This window comes from Aeromicrobium sp. S22 (assembly GCF_009661045.1).
Lineage (GTDB): Bacteria > Actinomycetota > Actinomycetes > Propionibacteriales > Nocardioidaceae > Aeromicrobium > Aeromicrobium yanjiei.
On sequence record NZ_WJWV01000001.1, the window covers coordinates 518,416 to 531,056 of the forward strand.

Sequence of the window (12,641 nt, forward strand, 5' to 3'; positions counted from 1 at the left end):
ATCAGCACGATCAACGACACCGGGCGTGCCGGGGTTACGGGACCGGGACGGTGACACGATCGGTGGCCAGGAGGTCATCATCGGACCTCCGCCGGGACGGACCTGGCGAGATTGCGGATCGCCCGGAGCTGCAGCTGCTTGATCGCTCCCTCGCTGCGGCCGATGGCCGCAGCGGTCTGGGCGATCGACAGTCCCTGGATGAAGCGCATCAGGATGCAGTCGCGCTGCTCGTCGGGCAGGGCCCTGACGGCCGCGAACAGGATCTCGTTGGTGACGTGCGCGAGCACCTCGTGCTCGGGTCCCGAGGCCGGGGTCAGACCCTCGGGGATCGTCTCGGTCACGATCTCGAGGCGCGACCTGCTCGACTTGAAGTGGTCCGCGACGAGGTTGCGGGCGATCGTGGTCAGCCAGGCGCCGAAGTCCTTGCCCTGCCAGCTGAAGCGCTGGATCGCCCGGAGCCCCCGGACGAAGGTCTCGCTCGTGAGGTCCTCGGCGAGCTGTCGCGAGCCGACCCGGTAGTAGACGAACCGGAAGATCCCCGTGACGTAGTGGTCGTAGAGCTGGCCGAAGGCCTCGGCGTCGCCCTCCTTGGCCAGGTCGACGAGCGCCCGCAGCCGGGCGGCCTCGGGGTCGTCGTCGTGAGGGGCCGGCCCTTGGCCGCCGGACGCGGCGTACGCGGGTGAGTCCGCCACGGCAAGGGCGACCTGGAGCGACCGGTCGTCCCGCAGCCTCAGGGCGAGCGACAGCGCGATGCGCAGCGCTCCGACGTGCTCCACCCAGGCCTCCCTGATTTGCCGCGAGTGTAGCCGCAGGCGGGCCCGGTCGTCGCCTATCTGCGGCGTCGCAGGGTCCGCCATGTGGTGCCCGCGGCCACGGCCGCGACGGTGCCCTTGGCGCCGGCCAGGAAGACCTTGCGACCGGTGCGGTAGTCGCGGACCCGCCAGCCGTTGGTCTTCGCGTGGGAGCGCAGGCTCGCGTCGGGGTTGATCGCGCACGGGTGGCCGACGAGGGAGAGCATGGGCAGGTCGTTGCTGGAGTCGGAGTACGCGTAGCAGTCGGCCAGGACGAGGCCCTCGCGGTCCGCGACGCCCTGGACGGCGACGGCCTTGCCCGCCCCGTGGAGCATCTCGCCGACGAGCTGACCCGTGTAGATGCCGTCGACGTGCTCCGCGACCGTGCCCAGCGCGCCGGTCAGGCCGAGCCGACGGGCGATCACGGTCGCGATCTCGATGGGTGCCGCGGTCACGAGCCACACCCGCTGGCCGCGGTCGAGGTGCCACTGGGCGAGCGCGCGCGTGCCGGGCCAGATCCGGGCCGCCATGCGCTCGTCGAAGATCTCCTCACCGATCTCCTCGAGCTCGGTGACGCTGTGGCCGGCGATGAACGCGAGCCCGCTGGCCCGTGCCTTCGCGATGTGCTCGGGATCCTCGCTGCCGACGACCCGGAAGTAGAGCTGTTGCCAGGCCGCGCCCAGGATGTCGCGCGTCGTGAAGAACTCGCGCCGGTGGAGGCCGCGCGCGAAGTGGAAGATCGAGGCGCCCTGCATGATCGTGTTGTCGACGTCGAAGAAGGCGGCGGCGGTGGGGTCCGGAGCGGTCGACAACGCGCTCTCGATCTCCGTGGCGGACGCAGCGGCCTGGCCTGCCAGGACGGAGCGCGACTGCAGGTTGCGGGGCTGATCGGGTGCTGCATCCCGTGCCATGTGCCGAGCCTAACGCCCTCCCGGGCTCACCAGCTGTGGTTGACTCAAGGGGTGACAGTCAATGTCAGCGAGTACGTCCACACGGCCGCCACGAACGCCCCGGACAGGGTGGCTCTGGTCGAGCACCGGGGCGACGCACGCCGCGAGGTGACCTGGCGAGAGCTCGACGAGTCGGCCGACGCCGTGGCCCGTGCGCTGTCCGGTCGGGGCCTGGTGGCGGGCCACCGGGTCGCGGTGGTGATGGCCAACCGCATCGACCTGCCGATCGCCTACTTCGGCATCCTGCGCGGCGGCATGGTCGCGGTGCCCGTCAACCCTCGCTCGACCACCCGCGAGATCGGCCGCATGCTCGCGGACTCCCGCGCCCGGGTCGTGCTGTGCGACGAGGCCGGTGTCGCCCAGGTGCGCGAGGCGATCACCGACGACCAGCAGGTGAGCGTGATCGTCGACGGCGCCGAGCCCGTGGCGGGGGAGACCTCCTTCGAGACGTTCCTCCAGGACGCGTCCGGGGCGCCCCCGGCCTCGCCCGCCGACGCCGAGGCCCTCGCCGTCGTGCTCTACACGTCCGGCACGAGCGGCAAGCCGCGCGGCGCGATGCTGACCCACCGGGCGCTGATCGCCAACATCGAGCAGATCGCGCAGCTCGACCCGCCCGCGGTCACGCCCGACGACATCTGCCTCGGCCTGCTGCCGATGTTCCACATCTACGGGCTCAACTGCGTGCTGGGGCAGGCCGTGCGGCAGGGCGCCCGCGTCGTGATGGTCGACGGCTTCGACCCCGCCGGTCTCCTCGATCTCGTGCGTGCCGAGGGGGTCACCAACATCCCGCTGGCGCCCCCGGTGGTCGCGGCCTGGGCCGGACGTGAGGGACTCGGCGACCAGCTGAGCAGCGTCTCGATGGTCCTGTCGGGCGCCTCCGCGCTCGACCCCGAGCTGGCCGAGATGTTCCACGCGTCGACGGGCAAGTACATCGAGCAGGGCTACGGGCTCACCGAGACCGCCCCCGTCATCGCGACGACGATGGGATCGCCTCGCCAGCCCGGATCGCCGCCCAAGGCCGGATCGGTCGGGCGACCGCTGCCGGGCATCGAGGTGCGGATCGTCGAGGCCGACGGCCGGGACGCTGCTCCCGGCGATCCCGCGGAGATCTGGGTCAGGGGCGACAACGTCTTCTCGGGCTACTGGCCGGACGGCGTGGACGGACCGCGCCCCGACGGCTGGTACCCGACGGGCGACATCGGCTTCCTCGACGAGGACGGTGACCTCACGCTCGTCGACCGCCTGCGCGAGCTCGTGATCGTCTCCGGCTTCAACGTCTACCCGTTCGAGGTCGAGGACGTCATCTCCGAGGTCCCGGGGGTCGCGCAGGTCGCGGTCGTCGGGCTGCCCGACGAGGAGACGGGGGAGGCCGTCGCGGCGTTCGTCGTGCCGACCGAGGAGGCGTCCGGCGACGAGGACGCGCTCGTGGAGTCCGTCGAGGAGCACTGCCGTACGCGCCTGGCCCGCTTCAAGCAGCCCCGCCGCGTGATCGTCGTGACCGGGCTGCCGCACTCCGCGACCGGCAAGGTCGCCAAGGGGCGTCTGCGGTCGCTGGTCCGCAGCGAGACGCTGGGTCTGGGTGCGCGGTGATCGCTCACGCCGACGCCGCGCGGGTCGTGGTCTACGGACGGGAGGGCTGCCACCTGTGCGAGATCGCCGAGGCGCAGGTCGCCGAGATCTGCCGTGAGACCGGCGACTCGTGGCTGCGGGTGGACATCGACGGGGACGAGGACCTTCGCTCGCGCTTCACCGAGCAGGTCCCGGTCACGTTCGTCGACGGCGCCCAGCACGACTTCTGGCGGGTCGACCCCGCGAGGCTCCGCAGGGCACTGGCGAGGCGTCGCCGACGTGTGACATAACCCACCGGCGCCGGTCTCGATTTTGTTAACGCGTTCACAAACTCTTAAACTGGCGAAGCACTGCATGTCATCCTGCAAGGGATAATCCCCAGCATGCCGGTGCAGGAGCACCGTGACCATACTTCGCAGTCCTCGGCTCGCCGACGGAAGCGCCCGTGGCATCCCTGATGCCACCGTCGCCCGTCTGCCGGTCTACCTTCGAGCACTCAACACACTGACCGAGCAGGGCGTCGCCTCGTGCTCCTCGATCGAGCTGGCCGAGAACGCCGGTGTCAACCCCGCCAAGCTGCGCAAGGACCTGTCCTATCTCGGCTCCTACGGCACCCGCGGCGTCGGCTACGACGTGGAGTACCTGCGCTACCAGATCGCCCGCGAGATCGGCCAGACCCAGGACTGGGACGTCGTCATCGTCGGCATCGGCAACCTGGGCTCCGCCCTCTCCGCCTACCAGGGCTTCAGCACCCGCGGCATCCGTGTCGCGGCCCTCGTCGACGCCGATCCGCAGCGGGTCGGCACCGAGGTCTCGGGCCTGACCGTCACGTCGATGGACGACCTGGCCGCCGTCGTGGCGGAACGAGCGATCTCGATCGGCGTCATCGCGACCCCCGGCACCGCGGCCCAGGAGGTCGCCGACCGTCTGGTGGCCGCCGGCGTCACCAGCATCTTGAACTTCGCGCCCGCCCTCGTGCAGGTGCCCGACGGCGTGGACGTCCGCAAGGTCGACCTGTCGATCGAGCTGCAGATCCTCGCGTACCACGAGCAGCGCAAGGCGGGCATCGAGCCGAAAGTGAGTGGCATATGAGTGTGTTGGTCGTGGGGATGTCCCACAAGTCGGCTCCCATCGACGTGCTCGAGCACGCGGCGCTCGACGTCGACTCGGCGGTGAAGCTCTCGCACCTGGTGCTCGAGACCCCGTTCGTCTCCGAGTCCGTCGTGATCTCGACCTGCAACCGCGTCGAGATCTATGTCGAGGCCGAGCGCTTCCACGGCGCCGTCGAGGAGATCTCGCGGCTCCTGGCCGAGCACGCCGGGCTGGACCGTGTCGACTTCGTCCGCCACGTCTACGTCCACTTCGACGAGGCCGCGGTCGCGCACCTGTTCGGTGTCGCGTCGGGCATGGACTCGATGATCCTCGGCGAGAGCCAGATCCTCGGTCAGGTCCGCGACGCCCTGCACACTGCGCAGGCCGAGTCGACCGTCGGCTCCGTGCTCAACGCCCTGTTCCAGCAGGCGCTGCGCATCGGCAAGCGGGGACACGCCGAGACGGGCATCGACCGGCTCGCCCCGTCGATCGTCACGGCCGGCCTCGACGCCGCAGGTGCGGTCGTCGACGCCCCGGACACCCGATTCCTGGTCGCCGGTGCCGGCACGATGGCGAGCCTCGCGGTCCGTACGCTCATCGATCGCGGTGTCGAGCCGCACCGCATCATGGTCGCCAACCGCACGTACCAGCGTGCGTACAACCTCGTCGCGACCTTCGGCGTGAGCGCGGTGCGCTGGCAGGCGCTCGACGTCGAGCTCGCGGGCGCCGACGTGCTGATCAGCTGCACCGGGGCCAACGGCTTCGTCTTCGACACGGCCCGGGTCGAGGCCGCAGCGCAGGGACGCAGCATGTCGCTGCTCGACCTGGCGCTGCCCCGCGACGTCGACCCCGCGGTGGGCGACATCGAGGGCATCACCCTCGTCGACCTGATCGTCCTGTCCCAGCTGTCTGCCAACGCCGAGCTGGCTGCGGACGTCGACCAGGTCCGCTCGATCGTGGACTCCGAGGTCCGCACGTTCCTCGCGGCCAAGGCCGCCTCGCACATCACGCCGACGGTCGTCGCGCTGCGCACCATGGCGACCGACATCGTGGCCTCGGAGCAGGCCCGCATCGAGTCACGGCTGCCCAATCTGACCGACGACGAGCGGGCCGACGTCCGCAAGGCCCTGCACCGCGTCGCGGAGAAGCTCATCCACTCGCCCACCGTGCGCGTGCAGCAGCTGATCGACGGACCGGCCGGCCTGACGTACGCCGATGCGCTGGCCGATCTCTTCGCGCTCGACCAGTCCGCGGTCGACGCCGTGACCCAGGTGGGTGACAAGTCATGACCGCACTCCGTCTCGGCACCCGCGCCAGCGCGCTCGCGGTGACCCAGTCCCAGCACATCGCCGACCGGCTCCGTGCGGAGACCGGCGTCGAGGTCGAGCTCGTGACGATCTCGACCGAGGGCGACCGCAGCACGGCCCCGCTCGCCTCGATGGGCGGCCAGGGCGTCTTCGTCGCGGCCCTGCGCGAGGCGCTCGTGCGCGGCGACGTCGACTTCGCCGTCCACTCGCTCAAGGACCTGCCCACGACTCCCGACCCGCGCCTCGCCGTCGCGGCCATCCCGCGCCGCGAGGACCCGCGCGACGTGCTGGTCGCCCGTGACGGCCTGACCCTCGGCGAGCTGCCGCAGGGTGCGCGCGTCGGCACCGGCTCACCCCGCCGCCAGGCCCAGCTGAACGCCCTCGGCCTCGGGGTCGAGGTCGTCGGGATCCGCGGCAACGTGGACACCCGCATCGGCAAGATCGCCTCGGGCGAGTGCGACGGCGTGCTGCTGGCCCGTGCCGGCCTGGTCCGTCTCGGTCGTGCCGACGAGGCCACCGAAGTCATTGATCCTCTCCAGATGCTTCCTGCCCCCGGGCAGGGAGCGCTGGCATGCGAGTGCCGCGTCGACGACGTCGCGACCACTCGTCTGCTCGCGCAGCTCGACGACAGCGACACCCGTGCTGCCGTCACTGCCGAGCGAAGCCTCCTCGCGACACTCGAGGCCGGCTGCAGTGCCCCGGTGGGAGCCCTGGCCGAGATCGCCGACGGCGACGACGGCCCTGAGCTCTGGCTTCGTGCCGTGGTCGGAGACGTCTCCGGCTCACCCACCATCCGACTGTCCGCGACCGGCCTCCCTCACGAGGCTGCCGCGGTCGGTGAACGTCTTGCTGTCGAGATGCTCGCCGAAGGTGCCGACGCCCTCGTGGCCGCCGCCTCCTGACCCCCTGACAGACCAAGAAAAGGAACACCGTGACCATCACCCCGATGCGAGAAGCACCGCCCACGCCGACGCCGCCCGCCCGCAAGGCCCCGCGGGGCCACGTGAGCTTCGTCGGCGCCGGACCGGGAGACGCAAGCCTCCTGACGGTCCGCGCGGCCGAGCTGCTCGCGCAGGCCGACGTCGTCATCACGGAGCTGCCCGAGCAGGTGGCACTCGTCACCAACGGTGCCCAGATCGTCGACGGCGGCGTCGGTGAGGACGGCGAGCTCCTCACCCACGCCGCTCGCGCCCGCCTCGTCGTCAAGCACGCCAAGAGCGGCGGACACGTCGTCCGCCTCATGGCCGGCGATCCGTTCACGTACGCGACCGGACCCGAGGAGGCCGCTGCGTGCAGCAAGGCCGGCATCGGCTTCGAGATCGTGCCCGGCGTCTCGTCGATCTCGGCGGTCCCGGCGTACGCCGGCGTGCCGCTGACCAACCGCACGCACCGTGAGTACTCGGTCGTCAGCGTGGGGGACGCGACGATCAGCTGGGCCGATCACGCAGGTCAGGACACCCTGGTCCTGCTCTCGGCCGTCGCCCGCATCGGTGAGGTCGCCACCGGCCTGATCGACGCGGGGCGCAAGCCCGACACCCCGGTGGCGATGACCCGCGTCGGCACCACGACCGAGCAGACCACCGTCGTGTCGACGCTGGCCGAGATCGCCACGGACGCCAAGGCCGCCGGCATGACGTCCCCGGCCATCACGGTCGTCGGCGAGGTCGTCTCGATGCGCGAGGCGCTGTCGTGGTTCGAGACCAAGCCGCTCTACGGCTGGCGCATCCTGGTGCCCCGCACCAAGGAGCAGTCCGCAGGTCTCGCATCGCGCCTGCGCGGATTCGGCGCGATCTCCGAGGAGGTCCCGACCATCTCGGTCGAGCCGCCCCGCAACCCGCAGCAGATGGACAAGGCCGTCCGCGGTCTGGTCGAGGGTCGTTACGAGTGGGTCGCGTTCACGAGCGTCAACGCGGTCAAGGCCGTGCGTGAGAAGTTCGAGGAGTACGGGCTCGACGCGCGCGCGTTCTCGGGCCTGAAGATCGCCGCGGTCGGTCAGAAGACCGCCGAGGCCATCGCGACCTGGGGCATCCGCGCCGATCTCATGCCGTCGGGCGAGCAGTCGGCCCGCGGCCTGCTCGAGGACTGGCCGCCGTACGACGAGCTGCTCGACCCGATCAACCGGGTCTTCCTGCCGCGCGCCGACATCGCGACCGAGACCCTCGTGGCCGGCCTGATCGATCTTGGCTGGGAGGTCGACGACGTCACCGCCTACCGGACCGTCCGGGCCGCCCCGCCGCCGGCGCCGACGCGCGAGGCGATCAAGACCGGCAAGTTCGACGCGGTCATGTTCACCTCGTCGTCCACGGTCCGCAACCTCGTGGGCATCGCCGGCAAGCCGCACACGTCGACGATCATCGCGTGCATCGGCCCGGCGACCGCCAAGACCGCCGAGGAGCACGGCCTGCGGGTCGACGTCCTCGCCGAGTCCCCGTCGGTCGAGGAGCTCGCCGACGCCCTGGCCGAGTTCGGCACCGCGCGTCGCCTCGGCTTCGTCGAGGCCGGGGAGCCGGTCACGAAGCCGTCGCAGAAGCGTCCGTCGACCCGCCGGAAGGCCTAGTCATGTCGTTCCCCGCCGACCGTCCTCGTCGCCTGCGCTCGTCGCCGGCGATGAGACGGTTGGTGGCGGAGACGCACGTGCAGCCGTCCCAGCTGGTGCTGCCGATGTTCGTGGCCGAGGGCCGCACCGAGGTCCGGGCGATCAGCAGCATGCCGGGCGTCGTCCAGCACACGCGTGACTCGGCCCGTCGCGCGTACGCCGAGGCGGCGGAGCTGGGACTCGGGGGCGTCATGCTGTTCGGCCTGCCCGAGCGCAAGGACGCGCAGGGATCGGGTGCGCTCGATCCCGACGGGATCCTCAACGTGGCGCTGGCCGACGCGCGCGCCGAGGTCGGCGACGACCTGCTCGTGATGGCGGACCTGTGCCTCGACGAGTTCACCGACCACGGCCACTGCGGGGTCCTGGACGACCGGGGCCGGGTCGACAACGACACGACCCTGGGGCTGTACGCCCAGATGGGTGTCGTGCAGGCCGAGTCCGGGGCCCACGTCGTGGCGCCGAGCGGCATGATGGACGGCCAGGTCGGCGTGATCCGGGCCGCGCTGGACGAGGCGGGGCACGACGAGACGGTCATCCTCGCGTACGCCGCGAAGTACGCCTCCGCGTTCTACGGTCCGTTCCGCGAGGCCGTCGACTCATCGCTGCAGGGCGACCGCAAGACCTACCAGCAGGACCCGGCCAACGGCCGAGAGGCGATCAGGGAGGTGCTCCTCGACATCGAGGAGGGCGCCGACATGGTCATGGTCAAGCCGGCGCTGAGCTATCTCGACCTCATCGCGGACGTCCGTGCGGCGGTCGACGTGCCCGTCGCGGCCTACAACATCTCCGGCGAGCTCGCCATGGTCGAGGCCGCGGCGGCGAACGGCTGGATCGACCGCGAGCGGGCGATCGACGAGATCATCGTGTCGATCCGTCGAGCCGGCGCCGACGTCGTGCTGACGTACTGGGCGACCGAGGTCGCCACCCGCCTGCGCGCTCAGTAGCCGAAGGCGGCCATGCAGGCTGCGAACCGGGCTCGGTAGGTGCTGACCGGCAGCGTCGCGACGGTCGCGAGGCACTGCAGGTTGGCCTCGACCGCGGTCAGCAGGCCCGTGACGGGCTTGGTGACCGGGGCCAGGGGCGCCAGCGGGGTGCCCTCGACCAGGTCCTGGACGCCGCCGCCGACCGTACCGCCGCTGGGGGTGCCACCGCCGCCACTGCCGCCGTCCGAACCGCCCGTGCCCGTCCCGCCGCCGGTGCCGGGCGCGGTGCCGGTCCCGCCACCCGTGCCGGTGCCTGTTCCGCCCCCGGTCGAGCCGCCGCCGCCGGCCCCGCCGCGGTCATTCTGGGGCTTGGGCTTCTTGGCCGCCTTCTGCTCGGCCTTGACCGCGGCCTTGCGCTCGGAGGCGCTCAGCGTCTGGTCGGAGGCCGTCGAGGTCAGGATGGGAGCGGTCGAGAGCCCGTCGGGCGACTTGGTGAAGTCACCGCCCGCGTACGCCGCCGAGATCTTCAGGACCAGCTCGACGTACGAGTCCGAGTGGTTGTAGCGCTTGACCGCCGAGGCGGCGTCGGCCCGCTTGGACAGATCGCCCTCGCCGGAGCACAGGTACACGCCGGCCGAGGTGGCCGCGTCGTCGATGTCCTGGGGGTTCTTGGTGCCGTCGTTGTCCGAGTCGACGCCCACGGACTTCCAGGTGCCGGGGATGAACTGCATGGGGCCGACCGCCCGGTCGTACACCGAGTTCTTGTCGAGGGAGCCGCTGTCGCTGTCGAGGATGCGGGCCCGGCCGTCCTTGCCGTCGAGCGGCACGCCGTAGATGCCGGGCTCGGCGAGGCCGTCGGAGCTGAGCGCATTGCCGTTGGTGCGGCCGTGGTTGGACTCGACGCGGCCGATCGCCGCGACGAGGTTCCAGGGCAGCTTGCACTCGTCGTCGGCCCGGCCGAGGAGCGTCTCGGCGCGGCGATAGGCCGAGAGCGCCGAGGCGGGGATGCCGTTGGTCGACAGGGTCGCGACGGTGCCGGCGGTGCCCGCCTTGCGGTCGACGCCCTGGGGGGTCTGCTGCACGCTGGCGGGCTGCTCGAACGCGGTCGCGGGCACCGCGGGCACGTCGTCGTCGGACGAGCCGCCCGAGGCGGTCGCCAGGCCCGAGTTGCCGAGGGCTGCGCCCCACGCGCCCACCAGGATCACCATCGGTGCGAGAGCGCCGGCCTTCTGCCAGCGCGTCAGCGTGCGAGCTCCCATGATCGTGCCCTCCCCAGACCGGCGCCACCCACGCGCCTTTGCGTAAACCGATGTTACAGCAGCCTCCGACGGCCGTACAGCCCTGCAGTCACCGGTTCAACGAGCGGGCGAGGCGGGGGTCACGCCCTGAGAAGCCGCCTGTCCGGGGGATTGTGCGACGAGAGACAATGGTCCCGTGACCCCGACACCCGCCTCGCAGCAGCTCTTCGACCGCGCCCGTGCCGTCTCGCCGGGCGGTGTCAACTCGCCGGTCCGGGCGTTCCGTGCCGTCGGCGGGACCCCGATCTTCATGGCCTCCGGGCGGGGTGCGTGGCTCACGGACGTCGACGGCCGCCGCTACGTCGACCTCGTCGGCTCGTGGGGCCCCATGCTGCTGGGCCACGCCCACCCCGAGGTGATCGCAGCGGTCGGCGAGGCGGCCGCCCGCGGCACCTCGTTCGGGACGCCCAGCGAGCCCGAGGTGCTGCTGGCGGAGGAGATCGTCGACCGGACCTCCGCCGAGAGCGTCCGCATGGTCTCCTCCGGAACCGAGGCGACGATGTCCGCGATCCGTCTCGCTCGTGGCTTCACGGGGCGCAACAAGATCGTGAAGTTCGCCGGCTGCTATCACGGACACGTCGACGCGCTGCTGGCCCAGGCCGGCTCCGGTGTCGTCACGCTCGGCCTGCCGGAGACGCCGGGCGTGCCCGCCCACGTCACCGCCGACACGATCGTGCTGCCCTACAACGACCGGACTGCGGTCGAGGCGGCGTTCGCCGAGCACGGCGACCAGATCGCGTGCCTCATCACCGAGGCCGCGGCCGGCAACATGGGCGTCGTCCCGCCCGAGCCCGGCTTCAACCAGTTCCTCTCGCAGATCTGCGGACGGAACGGCGCGCTGTTCATCAGTGACGAGGTGATGACCGGCTTCCGGGTCACCCGGGCGGGTCACTGGGGCCTGGACGGTCAGCGCGAGGGCTGGACGCCCGATCTCGTGACGTACGGCAAGGTCATGGGCGGCGGCTTCCCGGCCGCGGCATTCGGTGGACGGCGCGACGTCATGGAGCAGCTCGCGCCCGTCGGCCCGGTCTACCAGGCGGGCACGCTGTCCGGGAACCCGATCGCGACGACTGCGGGCCTGACGACGCTGCGGCTCGCGGACGCGGCGGCGTACGAGCGCCTCGACGCCGTCTCGGCGCAGCTGCAGTCCTTGGTGCGGGACGCGCTCGACCCGACCGGCCTGCCGTACGTCCTGCAGAACGCCGGCAACATGTTCAGCGTCTTCTGGGGCGTGGACGCGCCGGTCACCGACTTCGCGGGTGCGCAGGCGCAGGAGGCGTGGCGCTACAAGCCGTTCTTCCACGCGATGCTGGACGCCGGCGTGTATCTCCCGCCGAGCGCATTCGAGTGCTGGTTCCTCTCGGCTGCCCACGACGAGGAGGCACTCTCTAGAATTGCCGAGGCACTGCCCGGTGCCGCGCGCGCTGCTGCCCAGGCCACGACCGAGAGCTAGGAAATCCATGTCCGAACGTACGATCGTGCACCTCATGCGCCACGGCGAGGTCCACAACCCCGAGGGTGTCCTCTACGGGCGGCTGCCCGAGTTCGTGCTGTCCGACCTCGGGCACCAGATGGCGGCCCGGGCCGCGGACTTCCTGTCCAAGAACGAGATCGTGCACATGGTCGCCTCGCCGCTCGAGCGCGCGCAGCAGACTGCCGAGCCGCTGTCCAAGCTGCTCGAGGTGCCGGTCCACACCGACGATCGGGTCATCGAGGCCGACAACCTCTTCGAGGGCAAGACCGTCGGCGTCGGCAACGGCGCGTTCACCAACCCCCGCAACTGGTGGATGCTGCGCAACCCGATCCGTCCGTCGTGGGGCGAGCCCTACAAGGAGATCGCCGCGCGCATGACGGCCGCGGTCGACGACGCGCGTGAGGCGGCCCGCGGGCACGAGGCGGTCATCGTGTCGCACCAGCTGCCGGTCTGGATCGCCCGCCGGGCGTACGAGAAGAAGACCTTCGTGCACGATCCGCGCAAGCGTCAGTGCACGCTCGCGAGCCTGACCAGCCTCACGTTCGACGGCGACGAGTTCGTGGGCTGCACCTACAGCGAGCCGGCGGCCGACCTGCTGCCGGCACCGCTGCGCGGCAAGGTCGTCGGCGGAGCCTGATCCG

Annotated in this window: 12 protein-coding genes; 9 read left to right on the top strand and 3 right to left on the bottom strand. The window is 71.3% G+C overall.

Annotation, left to right across the window (positions count from 1 at the left end; genetic code table 11):
* Window positions 1-77: 77 nt before the first annotated feature.
* Window positions 78-776 (bottom strand): sigma-70 family RNA polymerase sigma factor, encoded by a 699-nt coding sequence (locus GEV27_RS02535; RefSeq protein ID WP_309221989.1) that lies wholly within the window; start codon window positions 774-776, stop codon window positions 78-80.
* A 53-nt stretch (window positions 777-829) separates the two neighbouring features.
* Window positions 830-1,702, bottom strand: a complete 873-nt coding sequence (locus tag GEV27_RS02540; protein ID WP_153654540.1) for an HAD family phosphatase — start codon at window positions 1,700-1,702, stop codon at window positions 830-832.
* Between the two features lie 51 nt (window positions 1,703-1,753).
* Here GEV27_RS02540 and GEV27_RS02545 point away from each other — a divergent pair, with 51 nt between their 5' ends.
* From GEV27_RS02545 to hemB, 7 genes are all read left to right on the top strand, one after another.
* Window positions 1,754-3,331 (top strand): AMP-binding protein, encoded by a 1,578-nt coding sequence (locus GEV27_RS02545; RefSeq protein WP_309221990.1) that lies wholly within the window; start codon window positions 1,754-1,756, stop codon window positions 3,329-3,331.
* Window positions 3,328-3,600, top strand: coding sequence for a glutaredoxin family protein (locus GEV27_RS02550; protein ID WP_153654538.1), 273 nt, complete (start codon window positions 3,328-3,330; stop codon window positions 3,598-3,600). The genes GEV27_RS02545 and GEV27_RS02550 overlap by 4 nt, the downstream gene beginning before the upstream one ends.
* A gap of 112 nt (window positions 3,601-3,712) precedes the next feature.
* A complete protein-coding gene (locus GEV27_RS02555) occupies window positions 3,713-4,402 on the top strand; it encodes a redox-sensing transcriptional repressor Rex (protein ID WP_153654537.1) in 690 nt (229 codons plus the stop codon).
* Entirely contained in the window at window positions 4,399-5,691 is a 1,293-nt protein-coding gene (locus tag GEV27_RS02560) for a glutamyl-tRNA reductase (RefSeq protein ID WP_153654536.1), read from the top strand. The genes GEV27_RS02555 and GEV27_RS02560 overlap by 4 nt, the downstream gene beginning before the upstream one ends.
* The gene (gene hemC / locus GEV27_RS02565; protein WP_153933392.1) at window positions 5,688-6,611 is read left to right on the top strand and encodes a hydroxymethylbilane synthase; all 924 of its coding nucleotides are present in this window, start codon (window positions 5,688-5,690) and stop codon (window positions 6,609-6,611) included. The genes GEV27_RS02560 and hemC overlap by 4 nt, the downstream gene beginning before the upstream one ends.
* 44 nt (window positions 6,612-6,655) lie before the next feature.
* Window positions 6,656-8,266 carry a uroporphyrinogen-III synthase gene (locus GEV27_RS02570; protein ID WP_153655129.1) on the top strand — a complete coding sequence of 537 codons (1,611 nt, stop codon included), beginning with the start codon at window positions 6,656-6,658 and terminating at the stop codon, window positions 8,264-8,266.
* A 2-nt stretch (window positions 8,267-8,268) separates the two neighbouring features.
* On the top strand, window positions 8,269-9,249 hold the full coding sequence (gene hemB / locus GEV27_RS02575; protein ID WP_153933393.1) for a porphobilinogen synthase: 981 nt from the start codon (window positions 8,269-8,271) through the stop codon (window positions 9,247-9,249).
* Here the strand turns inward: hemB and GEV27_RS17520 are convergent.
* Window positions 9,243-10,487 carry a lytic transglycosylase domain-containing protein gene (locus tag GEV27_RS17520; protein ID WP_194944108.1) on the bottom strand — a complete coding sequence of 415 codons (1,245 nt, stop codon included), beginning with the start codon at window positions 10,485-10,487 and terminating at the stop codon, window positions 9,243-9,245. The genes hemB and GEV27_RS17520 overlap by 7 nt on opposite strands.
* A 175-nt stretch (window positions 10,488-10,662) precedes the next feature.
* Here GEV27_RS17520 and hemL point away from each other — a divergent pair, with 175 nt between their 5' ends.
* Window positions 10,663-11,979: a glutamate-1-semialdehyde 2,1-aminomutase gene (gene hemL, locus GEV27_RS02585; RefSeq protein ID WP_309221991.1), complete on the top strand. Its 1,317-nt coding sequence runs from the start codon at window positions 10,663-10,665 to the stop codon at window positions 11,977-11,979.
* A 7-nt stretch (window positions 11,980-11,986) separates the two neighbouring features.
* Window positions 11,987-12,637, top strand: a complete 651-nt coding sequence (locus GEV27_RS02590) for a histidine phosphatase family protein (protein ID WP_153654532.1) — start codon at window positions 11,987-11,989, stop codon at window positions 12,635-12,637.
* Window positions 12,638-12,641: the final 4 nt, after the last annotated feature.

Bases quoted from the DNA above. Each gene is read 5' to 3' on its own strand.
- GEV27_RS02540 (WP_153654540.1), bottom strand. From the start codon at position 1,702: ATGGCACGGGATGCAGCACCCGATCAGCCCCGCAACCTGCAGTCGCGC.
- GEV27_RS02560 (WP_153654536.1), top strand. From the start codon at position 4,399: ATGAGTGTGTTGGTCGTGGGGATGTCCCACAAGTCGGCTCCCATCGAC.
- hemC (WP_153933392.1), top strand. From the start codon at position 5,688: ATGACCGCACTCCGTCTCGGCACCCGCGCCAGCGCGCTCGCGGTGACC.
- GEV27_RS02570 (WP_153655129.1), top strand. From the start codon at position 6,656: ATGCGAGAAGCACCGCCCACGCCGACGCCGCCCGCCCGCAAGGCCCCG.
- hemB (WP_153933393.1), top strand. From the start codon at position 8,269: ATGTCGTTCCCCGCCGACCGTCCTCGTCGCCTGCGCTCGTCGCCGGCG.
- GEV27_RS17520 (WP_194944108.1), bottom strand. From the start codon at position 10,487: ATGGGAGCTCGCACGCTGACGCGCTGGCAGAAGGCCGGCGCTCTCGCA.
- GEV27_RS02590 (WP_153654532.1), top strand. From the start codon at position 11,987: ATGTCCGAACGTACGATCGTGCACCTCATGCGCCACGGCGAGGTCCAC.